General features: G+C 44.2%; 18 protein-coding genes and 1 tRNA gene. 7 read left to right on the plus strand and 12 right to left on the minus strand.

Translation table 11 applies throughout. The features are described from left to right. The first annotated feature begins 49 nt into the window (after nt 1-49). Nucleotides 50-880, plus strand: coding sequence for a glutamate racemase (gene murI, locus HMPREF9624_RS04240; protein WP_009536679.1), 831 nt, complete (start codon nt 50-52; stop codon nt 878-880). 124 nt (nt 881-1004) lie between these two features. Here murI and HMPREF9624_RS04245 read toward each other — a convergent pair whose 3' ends face one another. Then, on the minus strand, nt 1005-2978 hold the full coding sequence (locus tag HMPREF9624_RS04245) for a C69 family dipeptidase (RefSeq protein WP_009536680.1): 1974 nt from the start codon (nt 2976-2978) through the stop codon (nt 1005-1007). Between the two features lie 308 nt (nt 2979-3286). Here HMPREF9624_RS04245 and HMPREF9624_RS04250 point away from each other — a divergent pair. The 5 genes from HMPREF9624_RS04250 (at nt 3287) to HMPREF9624_RS04270 (ending at nt 8401) form a co-directional block, all read left to right on the plus strand. After that, nucleotides 3287-3359: transfer RNA gene (locus tag HMPREF9624_RS04250), tRNA-Lys, on the plus strand. Nucleotides 3360-3518: 159 nt separating this feature from the next. Further along, a complete protein-coding gene (locus tag HMPREF9624_RS04255; RefSeq protein WP_009428086.1) occupies nt 3519-4232 on the plus strand; it encodes a response regulator transcription factor in 714 nt (237 codons plus the stop codon). A gap of 1 nt (nt 4233) precedes the next feature. Beyond that, nucleotides 4234-6381 (plus strand): sensor histidine kinase, encoded by a 2148-nt coding sequence (locus HMPREF9624_RS04260; protein ID WP_009536681.1) that lies wholly within the window; start codon nt 4234-4236, stop codon nt 6379-6381. Further along, nucleotides 6378-7949, plus strand: a complete 1572-nt coding sequence (locus tag HMPREF9624_RS04265; RefSeq protein WP_009536682.1) for a D-alanyl-D-alanine carboxypeptidase family protein — start codon at nt 6378-6380, stop codon at nt 7947-7949. Before HMPREF9624_RS04260 ends, HMPREF9624_RS04265 begins: the two co-directional genes overlap by 4 nt. Nucleotides 7950-8167: 218 nt before the next feature. Then, a complete protein-coding gene (locus HMPREF9624_RS04270; protein ID WP_009427893.1) occupies nt 8168-8401 on the plus strand; it encodes an HPr family phosphocarrier protein in 234 nt (77 codons plus the stop codon). A gap of 214 nt (nt 8402-8615) precedes the next feature. On the opposite strand, the gene HMPREF9624_RS04275 is transcribed toward HMPREF9624_RS04270, so the two are convergent. The 10 genes from HMPREF9624_RS04275 to HMPREF9624_RS04320 all read right to left on the minus strand — a co-directional run bounded on the left by HMPREF9624_RS04275 (nt 8616) and on the right by HMPREF9624_RS04320 (nt 21869). After that, nucleotides 8616-10691, minus strand: coding sequence for a glycoside hydrolase family 13 protein (locus HMPREF9624_RS04275; protein ID WP_009536683.1), 2076 nt, complete (start codon nt 10689-10691; stop codon nt 8616-8618). A 9-nt stretch (nt 10692-10700) separates the two neighbouring features. Then, nucleotides 10701-11234: a hypoxanthine phosphoribosyltransferase gene (gene hpt, locus HMPREF9624_RS04280; protein WP_195891126.1), complete on the minus strand. Its 534-nt coding sequence runs from the start codon at nt 11232-11234 to the stop codon at nt 10701-10703. 48 nt (nt 11235-11282) lie between these two features. Further along, nucleotides 11283-12344, minus strand: coding sequence for a tRNA lysidine(34) synthetase TilS (gene tilS / locus HMPREF9624_RS04285; RefSeq protein ID WP_242822619.1), 1062 nt, complete (start codon nt 12342-12344; stop codon nt 11283-11285). A gap of 4 nt (nt 12345-12348) precedes the next feature. Then, complete coding sequence (locus HMPREF9624_RS04290; RefSeq protein ID WP_009428408.1) at nt 12349-12657, minus strand: septum formation initiator; 309 nt, start codon at nt 12655-12657, stop codon at nt 12349-12351. Next, the gene (locus HMPREF9624_RS04295; RefSeq protein WP_009427871.1) at nt 12654-12893 is read right to left on the minus strand and encodes an RNA-binding S4 domain-containing protein; all 240 of its coding nucleotides are present in this window, start codon (nt 12891-12893) and stop codon (nt 12654-12656) included. The genes HMPREF9624_RS04290 and HMPREF9624_RS04295 overlap by 4 nt, the downstream gene beginning before the upstream one ends. A 4-nt stretch (nt 12894-12897) precedes the next feature. Further along, entirely contained in the window at nt 12898-13170 is a 273-nt protein-coding gene (locus HMPREF9624_RS04300; protein ID WP_009428286.1) for an HU family DNA-binding protein, read from the minus strand. A 289-nt stretch (nt 13171-13459) separates the two neighbouring features. Next, nucleotides 13460-16933: a transcription-repair coupling factor gene (gene mfd / locus HMPREF9624_RS04305; protein ID WP_009536686.1), complete on the minus strand. Its 3474-nt coding sequence runs from the start codon at nt 16931-16933 to the stop codon at nt 13460-13462. Nucleotides 16934-16942: 9 nt separating this feature from the next. Further along, entirely contained in the window at nt 16943-17512 is a 570-nt protein-coding gene (gene pth, locus HMPREF9624_RS04310) for an aminoacyl-tRNA hydrolase (protein ID WP_009536687.1), read from the minus strand. A 169-nt stretch (nt 17513-17681) separates the two neighbouring features. Continuing rightward, a complete protein-coding gene (locus HMPREF9624_RS04315) occupies nt 17682-19835 on the minus strand; it encodes an efflux RND transporter permease subunit (RefSeq protein WP_009536688.1) in 2154 nt (717 codons plus the stop codon). Then, complete coding sequence (locus tag HMPREF9624_RS04320; protein ID WP_009536689.1) at nt 19836-21869, minus strand: hypothetical protein; 2034 nt, start codon at nt 21867-21869, stop codon at nt 19836-19838. Between the two features lie 135 nt (nt 21870-22004). Between HMPREF9624_RS04320 and HMPREF9624_RS04325 the strand changes: the two genes are divergently transcribed. Further along, nucleotides 22005-22613, plus strand: a complete 609-nt coding sequence (locus tag HMPREF9624_RS04325; RefSeq protein WP_009536690.1) for a TetR family transcriptional regulator — start codon at nt 22005-22007, stop codon at nt 22611-22613. A 97-nt stretch (nt 22614-22710) separates the two neighbouring features. Here the strand turns inward: HMPREF9624_RS04325 and HMPREF9624_RS04330 are convergent, their stop codons facing one another. Continuing rightward, nucleotides 22711-23256 (minus strand): hypothetical protein, encoded by a 546-nt coding sequence (locus tag HMPREF9624_RS04330; RefSeq protein ID WP_009428987.1) that lies wholly within the window; start codon nt 23254-23256, stop codon nt 22711-22713. Nucleotides 23257-23331 lie beyond the last annotated feature (75 nt).

Raw genomic sequence — 23331 nt, forward strand, 5'->3', positions numbered from 1 at the left:
CGAAAAGCTATGCTAGACTTGAGCGGTGAAGAAAGGACGGAAACTATCTATGAATGGTGAAAATGCAAAGGACAGTCCTATCGGCATTTTTGATTCAGGTGTAGGGGGAATCAGTGTCTTAAAGGCGCTGGAAAAGGAACTGCCCCATGAAAATTTCTTTTTCTACGGAGATCAAAAAAATGCTCCCTATGGGGAAAAAACGGAAGAAGAAGTACGAGCACTTTCTCTTAGCGCCTACCGCTTTCTGAAAGAACACGGAGTGAAAGCGACGGTTATCGCTTGCAATACCGCAACATCCGCTGCCGCTCCCTTCCTTCGTGAGAAATATCCGGAAGATATTATTGTGGGTATGGAGCCGGCCGTGAAACCCGCAACACTCTTTGCTCAGGAAATTGCAGAGCGGGAGGGAGAACGCTTCCCCCATTCGGAAGAGAAGAAGATTCTTATTTTAGCAACCGAAAGTACACTGAAGGGAGATCGTCTGCATCACCTGATAGACCGCTTAAAAGACAAAGGAGAATATATCCTGCTTCCCGCACCGGGTATTGTCCGACTGCTTGAGGAGGGAAAAGGCTTTGGAGAAGAAATGCAATCCTACTTAAAGGACTTATTGAAGCCCTATTCTAAAGGTTCCGTCTCTTCTATTGTTCTGGGCTGTACTCATTTCCCTTTTGTGAAAAAAGAAATCGAAAAGGCACTTGGCTATTCCATCCCCTTCTTTGACGGTGCGGAAGGCACGGCAAGAGAAACCGCTCATCGATTAGCGGAAAAAAATCTTCTCCGAAAAACCGGAGAATCCAAGCTTACACTTTACAGCAGTTCCGGGGACAATCGGCTTTTAGAAAGTTTCTATCGTCTCCCTCTTTCTGCACCACTTTAAGAATAAAAATCCCCGAGCCGTTCGGCCCGGGGATTTTTATTCTTAAGAAGTATCGTAATCTTAGTGCATAGGATATCTCGTTACTCATGTCTGCCATGCAAGAAGCTGTGACAGCCCATTCTTTTTATTGTGATTTTTTTCTGCGCATTTGCACTGCTGCAATGATGAACGCAGCTGCACCGATCAACAAAACGGAGTTGGGGACTTTCTTGGAACTTTCCGCCTGATTTTCCGTCTTTTCCTGTGTAGCGGCAGTGCTTTCCTCTGCTGTCGTTTCTGCGCTTCCCTCAGCGCTTCCCGCTTTATAGCTGATCTTCACCGCCTTGGTGCTAAAGACATAATGCTCGTCTTTTACTTCACTTGCGATTTCCTGCTCTCCGTCGAAAAATGCCGTTTTTCCGGAAAAAGCAGATGTAGGAATGGAATACGTTAACTCCTGCTTCACTTCCGTTACAGGATTACCGTAGAAATCCACGAGCTGTAATTCTCCGCTTCCTTCCTCTTCAGCAGGCTTAATCTGCAGCTTCATGCCGACTTCCGCACTGTCCTTCGGAACCGTTACTTCCGCACCGGTAAATGCAGCTGTTGCACGCTTTCCGGAAAAGTGAATGGTGTAATCATTTTCTTTGATATAATTTTGGAACTTCTCTTTGATTTCCGAGTGGATTTCCTTCAGCGTTTCAAATGCCTTTGTTGCATCCTTCTGATTCAGTGCCGTAGCCTCTTCCGCACTCATCATCGTTGTTACCGCATCTTTCAGTTCTTCGCTCTCCAACGCATTGATCTTTTCTGTTGCAATAGGCTGAAGCAGTTCACGATTGTACTCAATCATGAAGAGCGTATCCATGGCCAGCCAGTAAACCGAATCTTCATTAAATTCGTTGCTTTCATTTTGCGCCTCAGGAATTCCTGCCGTTTGATTCGGATAATACGCCACAAAAGGAGACGTAAGAGGGGAACCTAAAGCAAGCCACATCGTTCCGGGATATTCCGCCGTTGCCGTCTTTGGAATATGGTAAATATGCGCTTCCATGGTGTTTCTGTTTCCGATTGGGTAGAGGTCTCCGCGACTCAAGTCATCGGCTACTTTATCCAAGTTCTCCAAACGATTCCGTGTAAAGGCAAAAACGTCAGAGAGCGTAATTTTCTTTGTCGTATCCTGTAAGAACGGATAAACCTTCCCGTCAAAGCTGGCGTCAGGCTTAAACTGCTTAATACCGGAGCAGACACGGGATTCCGTACTGTCTCTGAGCTCTCCCGCATAGGAGCCGTATAAGTCGATGCTTCGGCTTGCCTCATCGCCCTTTAAGGTTTTTGCATCGGATGCCACTTTGAAAATATCTTTTGAGTAAATGTACATTCCGTCGGAAGAAACATTGTAGTTTTCTTTTTCTTCCCCTACAGTCAGATTACACTCGTTTAACCAGAAAGAGTTCGGGAAAACGGAAAACTTGTCGCTCGGGTATTTCATCGCAACAAATTGATGTCCGGTATAAATTTCCATATACCATAGCTCTTTACTGTCTGCAACCACAAGGCCGTTTCCTTCCGCTGCTCCCTTTGTTGCCACTTCATCCGCAATAAATTCTACCGCCTGCCTTGCATTCTCGCAATTTCCGAGAACCGCCGTGGCAATAATGGCTTCCGTAATACCGACCGGCTTTGTTGTATCCGTTCCGTCCACATAAGGATCCACGGACAGGACCTCATCATTTGCACTGGCCGATACCGTCATATCCGCAATCAATCCCTTTTCATTAAAGCCCGCCTCATCGAAATATCCATACTCCGGAGTGGTATCACTCACAGAGGTATAGCGATAGGATGCATGGGTAAAGGTGTAGGAGTACCCGTTGTCCGGATTCACCGAAACGTCCTTAATGCTCTCTCCCGCCTTGTACTCCGCCTCTTCATGGACTTTGTAAACCTTGTTATGGTTTACCTCCAGATCTTCGGTACGTCCGAAAATCGTACTGCCGTCTTCCGTTAAATCTTTTCCGATGATTACACCGGTACAGGCAAAGGCGGTCATAACCTGGGAAGTCACCACCATAAGCGCCATCGCGCTGCCCAGCAGCACAGAAACCGTTTTTTTCATTTTTTCTCCCTTCATGAATGTAAGAAACATCAAGATGAATCCGTTTGTGAGAGATTTTTCCAATCATACCAAAGATAATCCGCTACACGTCCCGGCCATCTTCCTTATATCTGATTTTATTATAAAAACTCCGCTTTTTCACTATGGAAATAAAATGGAAGCTTTTTTGTATATTTTTGTACAAAGAAAAATACATCTTAGCTTTTTCACTCAAACTAAGCGGCTAAAATGCTCGCGTAAATTATTTACAAAATTTTGCTTGACAAGAAAAATGAATCTTTGTATATTATACGGGTGCTACGGCATACGCGCCCTTAGCTCAGTTGGTAGAGCAGTAGACTCTTAATCTATTTGTCCAGGGTTCGAGTCCCTGAGGGCGCATTTGATTCGAAAAAGGATGTCATGAAGATGACATCCTTTTTTCATGCTTCTTATTTTTTTCTGAATACTTTTTACTCTTCTTCCGCTTTCCGTAAAGCTTTGTTATACTAGCATAGATTCGGGAAGTGTACTTTTTCTTCACATAAAAAAGGAGCAACTATGCAAAATATCTTGGTTTGCGATGATGATAAACAAATCGTGGAAGCCATCTCCATCTATCTTGCGGGGGAAGGCTATAATGTTTTGAAAGCATACGACGGCTTTGATGCCTTAAAAATCATGGAAAAGGAGTCCCTGGATCTTTTGATTCTGGACGTTATGATGCCGGGACTGGACGGCATTCGTACCACTTTGAAAATTCGCGAAAAAAGTTCTATTCCTATTATTATTCTCAGTGCCAAGAGTGAAGATGCCGATAAGATTCTCGGCTTAAACATCGGGGCGGACGACTATATCACAAAACCTTTTAATCCTCTGGAGCTGGTAGCCAGAGTAAAGTCCCAGCTTCGGCGTTATACACAGCTCGGAAATATGAATGAATCCGCCAAAGGAGATGCCGTTTTCAGTTGTGGCGGTCTGGTGATCAACGATGATACCAAGGAAGTTACCGTGGACGGAGAGCCGGTGAAACTCACCCCTATCGAGTATAATATCCTTCTGCTTTTGGTAAAGAATGCCGGAAAGGTATTTTCCATTGACGAAATCTATACCTCTATCTGGAATGAGGAGGCTATCGGTGCCGATAATACGGTAGCCGTACACATTCGCCATATTCGGGAAAAGATTGAGATTGACTCCCGTAAGCCCAAGTATTTAAAGGTTGTTTGGGGCGTAGGTTACAAGATTGAAAAGCAGGGAAAGCCGGAGGACTAGTATGAAGAAATTTTTCATCCCCTTCATCCATCTCTTTTCCGTGGTTTTGCTTCTTGGCAGCTTGATTCTTTTGCATTTTGCGCCGGAAGGAAATGATGCCGTCTCCTTTTTAAAAGAGAAAAGTTATCTTTCTTCCTCCGCTTTTGACAGTGCCATCTCCGAAAGCGTCAATGATATCTTTGATTATATCGATCTTCGAGACCTATTTGAGACAAAGGGAACGCTGGACTTAAACCATACCATTGCGCAAAGTGAAACCAATGGTGCCACTCGTTCCTACAGTTTGGATTATCTGATTAAATATGCCCGTTCGATGGGCTATTATTTGAATGAGAAAAATGAAATCATGGAAGACGGTCCGGCTACCGTGACAAAGGAGCAGGACGAAAAGGAGCATCAGATTCGTGTAACGTATCGTGCTTATCTCCCTGATTACCAACCTGCAAGCCCTGCAGACGGTTTTATGAGTTTGGGACGACTGGCGAAGGAAGCGCTCGGCTATCTTGCCAAATACTATGCCATTCGTTCCCGTTACTTCGATAGGGGAAGCAACTTTCAGTTTTATGTGAATTATACGAACGGAAACAATTCCACTTATTACAACAACGTGGAGAGTGTCAGTGCGGAGCAGATTTGGCACTTGGGCAAATATATCGGTACAGATTCGAATTCTCTGGAAGTGAAGAGCAATTTAAATACGGTACCCTCCAATTTGGTGCCCCTTTTGGAAGCCAGAGATCCCTATAAGGACGGTGCCTATGTTTTTGCTGCCGGAGTCGATACCAATTTCCCCTATGATGACCTGTATAAGGCAGCCTATCTTAGCTACAGTAACCGACGTCAGCTCACCTTCCTGGGACTTTTTCTGTTTATATTTTCCGCAGTCCTAACACTGACCAGCTTTGTTATCCTTCTCTTTGATACGGGACGCAATGAGGGGCGGGAGCTCACCCTCTATACCTTTGATAAAAGCCCTATGGAGATAACCCTGTTTCTGGGACTGCTTTGGTTTTATCTTGCAAAGCCTCTTACCGTGTACTTTTTCGAAAGCCTTGTCCTTGCGGTGGGAAATTTTCCGGAGCCCTCCTTCTTCTCCGCGCTCTGCTTATTTATTTTGCGCTATTTCCTTCTGCTGCCCCTATTTCTTTCCCTGGTAAGAAAATATAAGAAGTCCACCTTGTACAGCAGTTCTTATTTAAAGCGTATCTGGAAACTCATCGGAACCTATGTGGAAGCCAGTAAATTTGCCCGATCCAAAACTTTCTCATACATTCTTTTCGTGTTCCCGAATCTTTTGGCTTTCGGGCTTATCCTGTACAACGGATATTGTTTTGTCCATAGAAGGAGTCTTTTGCACCTCCTCTTTTCCATCATCCTGCTCTTCGTCACCATTTCCATCGACTACTATACCTACTATATCAGTCGTGGTCTGCAGGCTGCTGTAAACGAACAGGTAAAGGCGGAGCGATTAAAGACGGATTTGATTACCAATGTATCCCATGATTTAAAAACACCTCTCACCAGCATCATAAGCTATGTGGATCTTTTAAAGCGTGAAAATATTCAGGACGAGAGAGTACAAAGCTATATCGAGGTTCTGGAGCACAAGGCCAGTCGTTTAAAGAACCTTACCGAGGATCTCGTCGAGGCCAGTAAAGCAAGTTCGGGTAATATAACTTTGGAACTCCATCCGATTGACTATAATGAAATCATCTTACAAACCCTGGGGGAGTTTCAGGAAAAACTGGAAAAGCGTTCTTTACAGATCATAACAGAGGTTCCGGAAGGTTCCATTCTGATTCTTGCCGATGGCAGACAGCTGTTCCGTGTTCTGGAAAACCTCTTTAATAACTGTGCAAAATATGCCCTGCTCGGCAGTAGAGTCTATATTACTTTAACAAAAAGGGAGAAGGATGCCGTCTTTACGATGAAAAATATCTCCGAAGCTCCCTTAAATATCTCGCCCGAGGAACTGACGGAACGTTTTGTAAGAGGGGATGTATCCAGAAGTACGGAGGGTTCCGGTTTGGGACTTTCCATAGCCAAAAGCTTAACCAAGCTGATGTCCGGAAAAATGAGAATCGAGATTGACGGTGATCTCTACAAGGTTTCTTTGATTTTTCCTCTGGTAGAAAAGGAGGAGAAATGATAAGACAAAAAAATAGCCTTTCTTCTCGTTTGTTCTGCCTGCTCCTCATTCTTCTTTTAGGCTTTTTTTCTGCCCCCTCTTTTCCATCCTATGCCGACGGCTGGCCAAGTTGTACGGAAAATATCGAAGCAGAAGGTGCTGTCTTGATGGATGCAAAATCCGGAACCGTTTTATATGCAAAAAATGAGCATGCACACTACTATCCGGCTTCCATCACAAAGGTTCTGACAGCCATCGTGGTTTTAGAACACGTAGAAAATCTGGAAACCAAGATCACCTTTTCTACCGCAGCCACCAAAGACAATCTGGAACCGAACTCTACTGTTATCGGCGCGGTAGCCGGAGATAAACTGAGTGTCAGAGACTGTCTCTACAGTCTTCTCTTACATTCCGCAAATGACTGTGCAAATGCATTGGCAGAATATGTAGCCGGATCCAACAGTGCTTTTGCGGAGCTGATGAATGAAAAAGCGCAGGCAATAGGATGCACGGATTCTCATTTTACCAATCCTTCGGGATTGAATAATGCAGAGCATTACACCAGTGCCATGGACATGGCAAAAATCATGCAGTATGCCATTCAAAACAAGAGCTTTTTACAAATTGATGCTACGCAGGTTTATACCCATGCTCCTATCAGTAAATATCCGAATCCCGAGGACAAGGAAAATACGGTTTACGCCCATCATAAGATGATGCGTAAAAGCTATAGAGAATACTATGAGGGAGTCTTTGCCGGAAAAACCGGATATACTCTTCTTGCCGGAAACACCCTTCTGACCGCTTGTAAAAAGGGAGATACCACACTGATTTGTGCCATTTTAAATGGACACAATTCCCAGTATCGCGACACAAAAAAACTTTTTGATTTCGGTTTTTCTTCCTTTACTTCCTATCCTGCAGAAAAGAATGACAGCCGTTTTCGCAATCTGGAAAGCAACTGGTCTGTGGACGGAATTCCGCTCTTAAAGAGCCTGCATTTTACTACGGGAAGTGACGACCAGGTTTGCCTTCCAAAAGGAATCCCTTTCCAGGATGTAGCCTCCGACCTCCATTATGACTTAAGTGAAGAAGAAAAAGCGGAGGGAAAAATAGCGAAAATTGAGTATCGTTATGAAGACCGTATTGTTGGTACGGCCTATATTTATCTGGAGGATGAGAAAACGAGCAATGAAAATTCCGATCTGTCTAAAACTTCTCTAAAAAAAGAAGAAGCTATCCCCAAAAAGATTTCCGTGGAGCTGCAAAAAGAGGAAGAAAACACAGAAGAAAGCGTAGACAGTAATCCGGAAAAACAAAACAATGCACCGCTTATTTTCGACAAAAAGGCCGGAAAAATCATCCTGCAAAAACCGATTCTGAAATTATTAAAGATTCTTCTAAGCCTTTCCCTTCTAACCGTATTAGGTCTTCTCGCCGTCTATCTGTTTCAAAGGAGGGAGGAATTTTACCGTGCAAGAAGAAGAAAGCGTATGCTGAAACATACAAAAGATTTAAGTCGTGAGCAAAAAGCAAAGCGCGACCTCCTACTGGAGAAGAAAAGAAGACAGAAAAAGGAAAGAACTTAATTCAATCATTTTTATTTCTTTTTTTCATGCCGAGTTTATAAAAGCTTTATATAAATGTCCTTGCTTATTTTTCTCGAAAAGAGTAATATTTTCCCTCGAAATACCGAATTATTAAATAAGGGTTAATAGAGTAGAACATAAGGGCGTTCGGTTTCAGATGGAAAGATAAAACAGAGTAACCGATTAAAACGCCGATAAATCATTGTTATGGAGGAATTATGGAAACAGTAAAAATCCTGATACCCAATTCCGAAGCCGTAAGCGACTTTGTAAACAAAACCAGCAGTCTGCCTTTTGATGTGGATTTGGGGAGCGGAAATCGTTTAGTTGATGCAAAATCTCTTCTGGGCGTTCTTTATCTAGGCGTTGGAAGAATCACCGAACTCTTTGCGCCAAAGGAGAAGATGACGCAGGTGGAAGAAAAACTTCGAGAGTATTTGGTCATGGCTTAAAAGATTCCCTTTTAGTGGTCTTCTTATTGTAAAAAAGGGGCTGTAAAAAATCAAAATAATAAAGTAATTTTTGCAATATAGGTCTGAATGCAGGGTAGTCTGAGCCCGTCGGTACTTGCGAAAAACAAGAGAAACGCAGTTTTTCGCTTAGTATCCGTTACGTGGCGAAGCTAGCGAGAGCGTGCCCAAGTTCAGACCTATATTGCTTAGAAAATTATTTTGATTTTTCGATTTCTTCTAAATCTACAATGTAAATTTTTCCGGTTTTAGCCCACATGCGGCAGTCTATCATTCCATTCTTCGAGAATCTGCAGGTTTGACCTGCATTGTATCCTCTGTAGTCCGTTTTTAGAATTCTTCTCATCTGCATTTTATCGCTCACTCCGGCCTTCCAAACCGGAATCGGAAGAGTACACTCCGTCTCTCCTGTGTATAGCACGATAATCGCTACCTGTCTCTCTGTTATTCTTGCATAAACCGCATAGTTTGGCCCGGCCTCTAAGAGCATAAGAGCTCCATTTCTAAGAGCCGGCAGCTTCTTATGATGAAATAAGAGGTATCGATGATAGTCCAGAAGCTCCATATCCTCTTCCCCCCAGGGAAAAGGCCTTCTGCAGTCCGGTTCCGTCCACCCGCATACTCCTACCTCATCTCCATAAAAAAGTGTGGGGGCCCCGGGCCAAGTTAAGAGCAGCATAGCCGCTAAACGGAAAAGTGCCGGATCAATTCCCACTGCAGCATCATCTATATCCGCTTTAATTCGTCCCACTCTCCTGTTTGTTCTTGTCATAAAACGGGAATGATCATGATTGGAAAGCTGATTCATGCAGGCATCTAATGCATTTTCCGGAATATTTGCCATGTTGTAACGCATCGTATTAAAGAACAGCACACCATCCCCGTAGGTTTCCGGCATGGCTCTGTCGGAATGCTTTTCCATTCCCGTGAGAAACCAGCTTACCGGCTCCATAAAAGCATCATAGTTCATGATGCTGTCCCATTCCTCTCCTTTTAGCCAGGCAGCCGGATTTCCGTAATGCTCTGCTAAAATCACGGCTTCCGGATTGGCCTCTTTTACGGCCTTCCGAAACTTCTTCCAAAAGCTATGATTATAGGCTTCACTGTGTCCCAAATCAGCCGCAACATCCAATCTCCATCCGTCGCAAAAGTAAGGAGCACTAATCCATTTTCTGGCTACGTTTATAATTTCCTCTTCCAGCGCTTCGGCATTTTCATAATTCAGCTTCGGCAACGTATCATTTCCCCACCATTTTTCATAACTGTCATTATAAGGCCAATCGGCTTCCGTCTTTTTGGCAAATTCAAAATACTCTCGATATGGACTTTGGTAGCTCTCAAAGGCACCGAAAGGATAGGGATTTCCCTCTCCCGTCTTATAGAAAAAAGAGGCATTCATATAGCGATGAAAAGATCCGCAGTGATTAAAAACACCGTCAATAATAACCCTCATTCCTCGGGCGTGACAAGCCGCCACAAAGTCCCGAAAAAGGGCATCACTGGCTTCCAGGTTTGCTTTCTCGGTACTGCGAATGCTGTATTTACTTGCCTTTCTGTTCTCCGTCTCTCCCGGAAGAAGCACTTCTCCTCCATCTTCAACAAGCCTCCCCAGGTGCGGATCGATATGGTCATAATCCTGTGTGTCATATTTGTGATTGGAGGGAGATACGAAAAGAGGGTTAAAGTACAAAACCTCAACGCCAAGGTAACAAAGATAGTCCAGCTTCTTCCAAACTCCTTCCAGGTCTCCACCGTAAAAACGATGCACATCAAAAGGCTCTATTTTGGCATTCCAGTCCTGCACTGCACTGACCGGCCTTCCCAGATAGATATATTCCCTATCCTCAACATTGTTCTTTCCATCCGCATTGTAGAAGCGATCCACAAAAATCTGATACATAACCGCTCCCTTTACCCAGGAAGGAACAAAAAAATCCGGAAAAACGGAAAAAGCATACTGCTCTCTCAGATCCTCCGTAACGCCAAGACGGTTGTAATGTAAACACTCCTCCCCTTTTCGAATCTTAAAATAATAGAATAGAGGTTTATCTTCTACTTCTGTCTCAATTTCATAGTAATCAAAGTAAAAATCATTGCTGTGCCAACGCATAGACAGTTCACGACCGTCCTCCGGAAGAATCAGAGAAACACTCTCCACATCTTCCCGCGCGGTACGAAAGCGCAATGTAAGCTTGGAAAAAGAAGGGGACTCCTCCGGATCTCGGTAAAATCCCTTCCCTATACTATATAAGGCATCCCTGTTGATCCCCATCTTTCCTCCTTACTCCTCTTTAAAATGAACTCCTCCTAAATAGGGAAGACCTCTATACTTCTGTTGATAATCTATTCCGTAACCTACAATAAAAATATCCGGGATTTGAAAACCTGTATATTGCACTTCCACTTCACATTCTCTTCTTTCCGGCTTGTCCAGAAGCGTGCAAATCTTAAGAGATGCGGGATTTCTCTCTTGCAAAAGTTTGGTCAAGTGACTTAAGGTTCTTCCTGTATCCACAATGTCTTCCACAAGAAGAACATGTTTTCCCTCGAGCGGCTCATCCAGATCCTTTACGATACGTACCACACCCGAACTTTCCGTACTGTTGCCGTAGCTGCTGACTGCCATAAAGTCCATGGTAACAAGAGGATTTTTCAATCTTTTCGCCAAGTCACACATAAACATGGCGCCACCCTTCAGTACACAAATAAGATGAATTGCCTTCCCCTTATAATCTTCGTCAATTTTAGCGGCTAATTCCTTTACCTTGTCTTCTATTTCTTGCTCCGTGTAAAGAACCTCAATTTCTTCCTTCATATCTTCCCCTTTCGCCATGACGTAAGCCTATCTCATCCTTCCTTTGTTTTACAACAAAGCAAAAACCAAAGTTTTTCCGTTTATTTTCCCGAGTGCTTTCCCGGGAAGCTCCACCATCTTTCCGTTTCCTGCAAAAATAATTTTATCCACGGAGGAAAGATGTGCACGCGAAATATCCTTTGTATTTCCCCGCAGTAACCTTAAGGTCTCAAGGTATATTTCTCTTCTTAAAACCGCATCTTCCATTTTTAAAGCCTTTAAAGGCAGCGCTATTTCTCCTTCTTTTTTTTCCGCAAATTCCTCTATGAAGAGAAAAGCTTTTTTCCGAAAATATGCTTCCAGCTCGGAAAAAAAACAAGCTTCTTCAAAAATATGCCGAACCGCATGCCTGTTTATCCTTTCCAAGACGGGAATCAATTCTTTTCGGATGTAATTCCTGGTGAAGCTTAAGTCCGAGTTGCTGCTGTCCTCTACTCCTGCCAGGGACAGGACATGCAGACGTTCCAAAATCTCCGCCTTTCTGAGACAAAGTAAGGGGCGAATTTTATTTTCCTCTATCGATTGCATCCCCGAAAGACCTGCAATTCCTGTCCCTCTTACAAGATGATGCATCACGGTTTCGGCTTGATCATCCATATGCTGTGCAAGAGCAAGCTTGGTCTTTCTGCCTTCTCTGCTTTCCCATTCTGCTCTTTTTCTCTCCAAGGCTCGATAGCGTAGGATTCTTCCACCTTCCTCCAGCCCCAGTCCTTCTCTCTCGGAAAAGCCCGGAACATCCACTCTCACAAAAGAAAAAGGGATTTCCCATTCTTCCGCTTTTCTTTTCGCAAAGAACAAGTCCCGCTCCGCTTCCTCCTCCCGGATTCCATGATGAATATGCATGGCCTCCAGAGAAAAGGGAATATGCTTCCGAAGTTCCTTTAAAAAATAGAGCAGATAAAGGGAGTCACTTCCGCCGGAAAAGGCCAAAAGAACCTGCTCTCCGGGCATAATCAATTGATTCTTTTTGATATAAAAGAATAGTTTGGTATCCGTTCCGCTCTGCATGGTTTCCCTACTTGCTTCCTCATAAAGAAAAACGAAAGAAGAAGAATCCTCTTTCGTTTCCAAGTACTTAATTTTCCGGCTTTACGATAATCTCATCAGGCATCTGTAAGCCGAAAATCTCTCTTGCCTCTTCCATGACGTATTCCTTGGTTTTGCTATAAACCCTACGGTCCTCCAAATTCTTTTCTCTCAGCTCTTCTTTACTTAATTCATCTTCGAGACTTTCTTCCATGGCGAGGTAATTCTTATTCTGTTTCTGTAGCGTATTTCCTCTAACAAAAATAACTATAGCAAGGAGAGCTACCACGAGCACTAGCCCTAAAATGGTAACTCCGTTTCCAAAAATTCTTCTGTTCTTTCTTCCTTGCCTTCTCATAAATATTCAAATAGCTCTTCTGCTTCATCCTTTCGTATCGGTTCCTTGGTAGACAGCACTTTGGCCTCCACCTGCTTTTCTCCAAAGCGAATGCTGATTACATCCCCAACCTTCACGTCATAGGATGCCTTCTGCACTTTCCCGTTAACAGATATTCGACCGGTATCGCAGGCTTCATTAGCTATTGTTCTTCTTTTTATCAGACGAGATACTTTTAAGTATTTGTCTAAGCGCATGGACTTAGTTTACACGCTCCTTTAAAGCCTTGCCGGCCTTGAATCTCGGAGCCTTGGAAGCAGCAATCTTCATAGCCTCACCGGTTCTCGGATTGTGTCCTTCTCTAGCTGCTCTCTCAGAAACATCAAATGTTCCAAATCCGATCAGCTGAACCTTGTCCCCTTTCTCCAGAGCCTTGGCAATGGTGTCAAATACTGCTTCTACTGCTAAACCGGCATCCTTCTTGGATAATTCAGCCTGCTTTGCAACAGCGGAAACCAACTCATTCTTGTTCATCTTTCATCCTCCATGTTTACCGCATATGCGGCATATTGTGATTAATTTGAGTACTGCTTAAAACAGTATTCTTCTGCGAAAAAGGAGCACAATCCATCAAAGGTTCAGCTCATAAATAGAGACAAACTCCCTTTTACGACAGCATTATATCGTTCTCCCCTTATACTGTCAATGAAATGGCTGTTTTTTCCCTGTATTTCCCTTGCTTTTCTAAAAAAAATCAAGAATTTTTATTCCTTTTTCGGCTCTGCAAACATAATCAATTTAAATAAATCCATTTAAAGATAAATCAGTTTAAAGAAAGAAGCGCAGCAATTTCTCCTGCTTTGTTCATCGTCTCTTCTATCTTTTCCTGAACTCGACTATTCTTCTTTTTGTAAAAAAGGGCAGGTTGTTCTCCGTTTTGGAAGCGAACTTCCCCCTGTGACTCCTGAACAAGAACAGGAATTTTTGCGGTATCCAATTTCGCTTTCGGAGAAAACTGCATGAGAATCTCGCCTCTTTTAATCTTACATTCCAAAACACCGATTTTACTGAGGGAAAGCTTCAGCATCGCTACAAGGAAAAGATTTTCCACCTTATCCGGTAAATCCCCGTAACGATCTATCAGTTCGTCCTTTAAATCCAGTTCTTCTTCCTCACTTCCGATGGTGGAAATCTTCTGATACACCTCAAGCTTCTGTTCTTCATTCGGAATATAGCTTTCCGGAATATAGGCATCAAAATCCACATCCATCTGGCACTCTATGCCCTCTTCCTCCGTCTTTTCTCCCTTTTCAAGGAGAACCGCATGGCGAAGAAGCTTGGTATAAAGCTCATAGCCCACCGCTTCCATATGTCCGTGTTGCTCCGCACCGAGAACATTTCCCGCTCCGCGAATTTCGAGGTCACGAAGCGCAATACGGATCCCTGATCCGAGCTCCGTAAATTCTCGAATTGCCTTCAAACGTTTTTCCGACTCCTCCGTAAGGCTTTTCCCTTTTTTATACAAGAGAAAGGCATAGGAAATCCGGTTGGAACGTCCTACACGCCCGCGAATCTGATAGAGTTGAGAAAGTCCCATCCTGTCCGCATCCTGGATAATCAGCGTATTCGCGTTAGGAATATCGAGACCGGTTTCAATAATCGTAGTGGAAACCAGAACATCAATTTCTCCCGCAATAAAGGAAAGCATGATTTTCTCGAGCTCCCGCTCCCCCATCTGCCCATGAGCATAGGCCACCCGGGCATAAGGCACGAGCCTCTGCACACGCATTGCCGTATCCGCGATACTCTTCACCCTGTTGTGTACATAATAAACCTGTCCGTTTCGTCTAAGTTCCCGCTCTATCGCTTCCCGGACGGAGGCTTCATTTTCCTCCATGACATAGGTCTGAATCGGAAGGCGGTCGAGAGGAGGCTCTTCCAAAACGGAAAGGTCCCGGATTCCCACGAGAGACATGTGGAGTGTTCTCGGGATAGGCGTTGCCGAAAGCGTCAGCACATCCACATTTTCCTTCAAAGACTTAATCCGCTCCTTATCCGATACACCGAAGCGCTGCTCCTCATCTACGACAAGGAGTCCCAAGTTTTTAAAATGCACATCCTTCGAAAGAAGGCGGTGCGTGCCGATTACAATATCCGCCCTGCCGTGGGAAAGCTCTTCCAGACTCTTCTTTAGCTCCTTTCCGCTTTGAAAACGGGAGAGAAGACGAATTCCTACCGGAAAGCCCTTCATTCGTTCTACAAAATTGTTGTAAATCTGTTGGGCAAGAATCGTCGTTGGACAAAGGTAGGCAACCTGTTTGGAATCCTGCACGGCCTTGAAGGCTGCTCTAAGAGCAATCTCGGTCTTTCCATATCCCACATCTCCGCAAACCAGACGATCCATGATTTTTTTACTTTCCATGTCTTCTTTGGTCGCTTCAATGGCTAAAATCTGGTCTCCCGTTTCCTCATAGGGGAAGGCTTCTTCAAATTCCTTCTGCCAGACCGTGTCCTCCGAAAAGGCATAGCCTTCCTCGTTTTGACGTTTCGCATAAAGTCTTAGAAGTTCTTTCGCAATTTCCTTGACCGCCCCCTTAACTCTTGCCTTCGTCTTCTGCCATTCTGTACCGTTTAAGCGGTTCAGCTTCGGTATCTTCGCTTCTTTCCCCGCATATTTCTCAATGCCGTCCAGCTTTGTGACCGGCAAATAGAGATTCCCCCCGTCTCCGTAGAGAATCTTGATAAAATCCTTACTCACGCCGTCTGTTGTGATACGCTCTATCCCCTGATAAATGCCGATGCCATGGCTTTCATGTACCACATAGTCTCCTTTTTCGATCTCCGTCAAAGAGCCGATGCGCACACCTTCCGCCTTCTTTTTCTTTTTTTTCTTCTTTAAGCTGAGACTTTGCCCGAAAAGCTCCGCTTCCGTAAGGATAAAGAGTTTTTCTTCCTCCATGGAAAAGCCATGTCGAAGAAAGCCCGTACAAACCTGTATACTCTTCTCCCCTTCTTTCGGAATGCTGAATGCATCGGGGCAGTAAGCGGAAATCCCTTCTTCCCGGAGCTTTTCCGCAAGACGCGAAGCACGAAGCGCGGATGGGGAATAGAGAAGAACTCTGTACTTCTCCTTAAAAAGACGCTTTATATCCTCCTGAAACAGGCCGGGATGCTTTCCATAAGCCGGAATTTCTTTCGTCGTGAAGGTTTTTTCTATCAATCTTCCACTATCGATTGCAGAGCCTAAAGAATCGAGTCCTGTCCCGAGAGTGGAAAAAGCCGCAAAGACTCTTCCCCCGATTTCCGTCAGGAGTGTTTCCGGAGAAAAGAGATCAATGTGCTCTTCTTCGTCTTCTCCTGCTTGCCTCTTTTCTTCCGACTCCCTTTTCAAAGCTGTACCAGAAAGTCCCTTTGAATCTGTATTCACTCCTAAAATCGACTTTGCAGCTGTCCCGGTACCTGCTGCGAAGAAGTTCAGAAACTCCGCTTCTACCCGCTCCGCTTCTTCCAGAAGTCTCTGCGGTTCATCCAGAAAAATCGCCGTCTCTTTCGGAAAATAATCCAAAAGAGAAAAAGCCTTAAGAGAAGAAGAAAAACCTCTCTCCCCTGCAGGATAGAGTTTTGCTTCCGAAATCTGCTCCAAGGAGCGCTGGCTCTCCAGCGAAAAAGAACGAATGCTGTCCACCTCTTCCCCGAAAAATTCAATACGGACCGGGTCTTCCATTTGATTGGAGAAAAGATCCACAATACCGCCACGGATAGAATATTCCCCGCGCATCTCTACCTGCTCCGCTCTCTTATATCCCATCTCCGAGAGTTTATCCTGCAAGTCGGAAAGCTCTATGCTCATCCCGACTTTCACGGTAAAGAGAGAACCCCGGAAAGCATTTTTCCCTTCCATTTTCTCCATCAAAGCCGGAAAGGTGGTCACAATCATCCCTCCCGAATCTTCCAGGAGATGACGAAGGCACTCGCCTCTTTCCCTAAGAATATAATGCCCTCTGGTATCCGCCTTATAGAAAAGGTAATCCTTCGGAGGATAGAAATAGACATTTTCCGAAAAAGCCTTACAGTCCTGTAAAACCTCCTTCGCTCTCTCCTCACTTTTACATAGATAAAGCGCCCAATTCTTCGCAAAAGGAAGTGCGAGAAGCGGCTTTAAGCTGTCCACTATTCCGGCATAAAAAAGCTGCTTTCCCGAGCCCAGACTTCCCCGCATGGACTGAAAAAGCAAAGTTTCCTCTATAGGATTCGTATATGTGGATTCTTCCCTGTTAATCTCATTATTGTTTAGCACTATGAACCTCTATATTTTTTTATTATAGAGGTTCATGGCCTTTTCAATCCCCTCCGTCACGATACAGATGCAAGCCTTCGCAGCCTCTGTATAGGCTTCCTCCATGCGCTTTTCATCTTCTTTTTCGAAACGTCCAAGGACATGGGCTGCCAAGTCTTCTCTTTCCTTTTTTTCTCCGACTCCCAGACGAATCCGCGGAAAATCTTCGGTACCGAGTCTTGCAATAATGCTTTTTAAGCCGTTATGTCCACCTGCAGACCCTTTTTTTCGGATGCGGATACTGCCCGGGGAGAGACTGATTTCATCAGAAATCACAAGGACCTGTTCCGCCGGAATCTTGTAGAAATTCACCATTGGGGCAATGCTGTCTCCGGAGAGATTCATATAGGTAAGAGGCTTCAAAATAACGACCTCCTCCGTGCCAATCCGTAATTTGGTAAAGGCGCCGTGAAATTTCGTACTTTCCAGCCCCTTCCCTCCCAGCATTTCCAAGAGAGCATCGATTACCGCAAAACCGGCATTGTGCCTAGTGCCGTTATATTTTTTTTCCGGATTTCCAAGCCCCGCTATCAGCCACATTTTCCTTCCTTCTTTCTTTATCTTATTAAAACACTTCCCCTTTTCCTTCTCTCCCATAGAAGAAAGTCTACAGAATAGAACATGTATAGGTTAAAGTTTCCTCGCATAAGCTTCCCTTTACTCCAAGGAGACCCATTATAAAAGATTTTTTCCGGAAGGGCAATGTGGATTAAGTCGTTTTTTTCTCTTGTATTTCTTGCACTTCTTGTTTTTCTTGTATTTCTTCGCTTTCTTTTAACTTCTCCCTCTTTTCTTTCACAAGCTCCTTTATTTTTTCCTTTCGTATTAAAGCCTTATCCAGAACGCGAAGGAGTCCCGGAAGGAGAAATACCACGTAGAAGAGAGAACAAAGCGCACCTCTTCCAATCAGCTTTCCAAGTTGTCCGATTGCGGGCACGGAAGAAATAAAGTAAATGACATAGCCCACTACGGTGAGAATAGAGCCGGAAACGAGGAGGGAAGAGAGGCTCTTCCGAATTGCTGCAGAAATCGCTTCTTTTCTTTCCTTCTTTTCCCTCTCCTCTTTAAAGTGGTCCAGGGCCAAAATGGCATAGTCCACCGTTGCGCCAAGCTGAATACTGGACACCACTACGAAACCAATGAAAATCATTTGACTGCCTTCCAGATAAGAGAAGGACATATTGGTCATAATCGCCATTTCTATGGGAACCATGGCAACAAAGGCATAAAGTGCCGACTTAAAGGAGAACATCACGACAAGGAAAATGATGATAAGCGAAATGGTATTTACCCGGGCATTATCGCTGCGGAGAATATTTTCCATATCCATCGTAGCCGTCGTATCTCCTACCAAATAGCTGTCCGATCCCGTATAGTCTTTTAAAATCTGCCGAACCGTATTCACCGCCTTATAAGAGGCTTCACTTTCTCCCGGAAGATTTAAGGTAATGACCATACGGCTGTACCCGTCCTTTCGAACAAGGTCAAGAGAAGATTTCGGTGTCATAAACTCCGGAACACCCTCCGGAAGAGCAGTGCTTAAAGATTGAACGGACTTCACAAAGGGAAGAGACTTGAGTGTTCCTCCCAGAGCCGATTCCATATCGTTTCTTCCGGAAGGATAAATCGCAATGAGAAGATTTTCTTCCCCGAAGACGGAATCTATCTCCTCCGCCATTTCGGAAATCTTCGTTCCCTCTCCCATAACTACCGCGGAACTGCTAAAGCGGAAATTATTCATGCCCTGCATGATATTTAGGGGAAACGCCAAAAGAAGCGTTAACACTAAAACCAGAGGGCTTACATGGTAGGCAAGATTCGAAAGGCTTCGAAAGGAAGGGAGAAATGACTTGTGTCTTGTCTTCTCCACAAAGTTCCACATCCTAAGAAGAAGCGCCGGCATAAAAAAGATAACCGTAAGAAGGCTCAAAACAACTCCCTTTGCCAGTACAAGTCCCATGTCCATACCGATTCCGAACTGCATTGCACAAAGCGCAAGAAAACCGCCTACCGTCGTAAGGGAAGAAGCCAAAATGGTATTTAATGACTTCCCCACCGCAAAACTTAAAGCTTTTTCCTTCTCCATTCCCTTGGAAAGACCAAGCTCAAAGGAGTGCAGGAGGAAAATGGCATAGTCCATGGATACGGCAATTTGTAAAATTGCCGCCACGTTGTTCGTGATAAAGGAAACTTTTCCGAGAAAGACATTGGTCCCTCTGTTTAATCCCACCGCTACAAGGATGGTCAGCAGGAAGAGAATCGGTTCCCCATAGGAATTGGTCATCAGAAGAAGTATCAGGAAAATGAAGGTGATGCCGAGCCCAAGGATAAAGCCCATCTGTCCGCTTACCTGCTCCTCTACGGTTTTACTTTGTACCGCAAGTCCCGCATAAACCGCCTTATCCCCCAGTAAATCCTCAATTTCTTGTACAGCGGCCTTTGTTTTTAAGTCACTGTCACCATTTACAAAGACGATATGAAAGAGGGCATTTCCGTCCTTATAGTCCAGGTCCTCCGTCTTTCCCTCCATATAGTTCGGCGCAAAGGCACCGTTTTCCCCGGTATGAAAGCTCACCCGGTCTACTCCGGAAATCTCTTCAATCTGATTTTTATAGTTTAAGGCCTCTCCCATTGTGACATTCTTAATCATCACACGCGCTGTGCCGGGATAGCCAAAGGTCTCTTCCATCTTGTGAATTCCCTGCTCAGTCAAAGACCAATCCGGAAGATATTTACTTAAGTCATAATTGATTTCCACGAAAAAGGAGAGAAACAGAGAAACAATAAGCATCAGCAAAAATCCCAAGCCGATTTTTTCTCTCTTTTTTACGATAAAATTTGCACATTTTTCACTAAAGGACATCTACTTTCCTCCTTTAAAGAGCTTTCCGAGTCCGGAAAACATTTTTGCAAATACCGCTGCTATTTTTTCCCAAACACCGGGTTCCGCATCCGATTCCTCCGTTTTTTCCTTGGATTTATCCACCTTGATTTCTTCCGTACGAAGCGTTACGGCAACATCGACAATATTCTCATTTTCCCCGGAAACCAGAGACTCCGGCGCTCTGTCCGGGTCCATTTCAAAAAGGTTCGTCTTTTCTCCCGTATTTTCTTCCCACTTACTCTCAATGAGATCCTCCATCGTGTCCTTCGCTGTCTGCATGCTCTTTGTGGAGCCGAGGGCTGCTTCTCCCTGGCGCACAGCGGAGCTTGCAGAATCCAGGTTCCTTTCCAGATTTTTATAGACTTCCTCTCTCTTTCCTCTCAAATAATCGTCTTGACTACGAAGCCCTCCTGTAAGGTCCTGCATCGCAATTTGGCTGTTTTCCAGCAAAACATTGGCATTTTTTCCGAGTTCCTCCGCCGTAGTCGCCGCTTTTGTCAGATCCGACTGCAGAGTCTTCACTTCTTCCAAACTATCTTCCAAAGTGGAAAGTCCGTCTATCCCCGTACTCATTCCGGAACGCGTATCGGAAGAAAGGGCGTCAAGTTGAGGCGTGATTTTATCGGAAAGTAAGGTACGAAGCTGCTTTTTCGTAGCTTCTTCCTTCTCGGAAAGCCCGGAATAACCCTGCACGAGATTCATAATGGTATCATGCAGAGGATTTCCCTGAAGCTTTTGGTCTAAAGCACTAATCACTTCCGCTGTCGTCTCCTGTCTCGAACTGTCCAGCATGCCGTTTAAAGCATTGACTGTTCCTTTTGCTTCCTCGATTTTCGCGGTATTCGGCACATCGGATCGAAGCTCTGTAAGAGATTCTTCCAGGTCTCTTAAGCTGTTCTGTATCCGATTAATGCTGTCTTTTCTCCCGTCAATATTCTTCTTGGTGTCTCCAATTGTGGCTGTTAAGTCACTGAGGTTTCCGTTTACGGGTGTTAAGCTCTCCGTAAGTTTGTCCAAGGAATCGTAACTCTTATCTCTTTCCTCTTGAAATGCTTTTCCTTCCTCCTGTATGGATTTCACAGAAGCATTTGCATCATTCAGACTCTTTTCCATGTCACGAAGGGATTTTCGGGAAGACTCCATGTTCGAAAGAAGATCATTTCCGGCATCTTTCAAAGCATGATAGGAGTCCTCCACATCCTTCTTCGAATCCTGTATGTCTTTGATTTTTTCCACCTGAGCGGAACGAAGCGGCATCATCTGAAACTGCAGGCCGTCAAAGCTGAAGGAATTGCTTCCCACCTCGATATCAAAGCTGTCTTCCTCTCCCGGAAGAAGGACAAACATCACTTCCTTTTTCTCTCCGAGGGTTACAACCTCCGCCTTCTCCGCCTTTAAAGAAAGGATATCCTCCATGGAGAAGTTTGCTCTGGCAATCAGCACATAGTTTTTCTTGGCATAGTCCTGTGCATTCGGATTTCTTGTAAATGAAACATGAATCTTCACTAAGCCCTTTTCGCCGGGAAGTACGGAAGGATCCACCGTGAGACCGTTTAACTCGTAAGAAATATTGATTTTCCAAGGAAGAATAGCGAAAGGCTCGGTTGTCTCCCCCTCGATATATAAGGTCTCCGGTGCTCCGTTTGGAAAGTGAAAGACATGGCGTTCTCCGTCCGACTCCGCATCCACGCCGTTACTTAAGTTTTTAATACTGCTGTATTTTCCGTAATCCGTGACAGTTTGCATCCCTCTGGCTTCATACTGTCTGACCACCGAACTCTGCTTCAGCTCTCCCGTAGGACTTAAGAGGGCATAATAGTTTTCGTGATAGCGAGGATTTTCTTCCGATGCAAGGGCCATCATCGGGAGCAGGAGCACCTGCGAAAGTACCAGCACAATGGCAACACCCTTCATAAGTCTCTCCTTTTTACCGATTTTTCTTTTTGCATCTTTTGTTTCTTTATTCATTTCTATCTTTATTTCTTTATTTCTGTTCATCGTATTCTTTTTCATCTTCTTTCCTCCCTTTCTCTATTTGCGTTCCTCTTATTCCGCCATCTCTTCCTTTAAACTGTAGACAACGAGTAGTATAATATCAGCTTGAAAAAGAAAGAAAACGGACAATACCGGACAAATGTGGGGTAAATTGTGAAAAATTGTGAACTTCGAGAAAGAACCAAGGAAAAGCTTGCCACTGCCCTAATTAGTGCAATGGAAGAGAAGGCATTGGATAAAATCACCGTGAAGGAACTCATCGAAAAAGCAGAGGTCAATCGAAAAACCTTTTATTATTATTTTCCGGATATCTACGGTCTTTTGGAATGGGTAATCAGTAGAGAGAGCAATAAGCTTATTACGGAAATTCAGAATAATCGAGATTATGAAAATGCCCTAAATGATGTATTGGACTCCATCGAAAAGCACCGACATCTTTTAAACTGTATTAAAGATTCCGTCGGTAGAGTAACTCTTGAACGTGTCTTATACCGGGAGTTGGAGCAGCTTGCCTCGTGGGCCATGAAAATCGGGATTTGTGAGACCGGCGTTGCGATTTCGGAAAAAGAGCTGCAGATTCTTACAGAGCTTTCCATTAGCGATATCTGGCGTCTTCTCCTTCTTTATTTTCAAAAAGAAATCTCTTACAAGAGGGATGAATTTATTCAATTTATTCTGCGCTATCTGAAAGCCAGCATTACCGCAGGTCTTCTGGAATTTGGAGAACGAGATGCCACACGTTTTGCGCACAATACTCGTTAAGAAAAAAATAGACAGAGTGTAGAAAACCTACACTCTGTCTATCCCTTCTCGATTCCCAACGAGTACTGCTCTATGCATCTCGTTTATCTTGCTCATTCTAGCCTTTTTTTACGGCAGCCGGTCCGTACTGATTCAATTTCTGCTTTAAGAGAAGCTCTTTTTCCTTCGCCTTCTCCTGATAATCCTTAAAAATATCTTCTTCTACAATTCCGAAGTAGTATTCTTCATAGCGATCGGATCCATCCTCATATACGCGAAGCACATAGCAATGATCCGCCGTATTATACAGACTACCGTCCTCTTTCGCCGCCTGGTACTCTTCCTCGGGAAGAAGCGTAAACTTTTCTCCGGCGGTCAGAGTCTTCTTCATCAGACGATTACGAATCCCTCTGTCTTCCGATTTCAAATAAGAATTACAGTAGCTCACGATTTCCACCTTTTGTCCCTCAGAAAGATTGAGAGACAAGGTAGGATTCTCGGTAAAGATATAGGCGGTACGCGCCGACTTGCTTACCGGATCATTGACTTTCCCGTCAACATACGGTAAATCGCTTTCTACAACATTCTTCCCTCCCGCAAAACTCATCAGACCAAAGCAGGAAAAACTGAGAAGAAGAAAAGTCATTACTAGCTTTCTAAACATACTTTCTCCTAAATCTATATTATAGCGAAATAGAGTCCTCACAAAACGGCAAACGGCTTAATACCACAACACCCG

This window comes from Oribacterium asaccharolyticum ACB7 (assembly GCF_000238075.1).
Classification (GTDB): Bacteria; Bacillota; Clostridia; order Lachnospirales; family Lachnospiraceae; genus Oribacterium; species Oribacterium asaccharolyticum.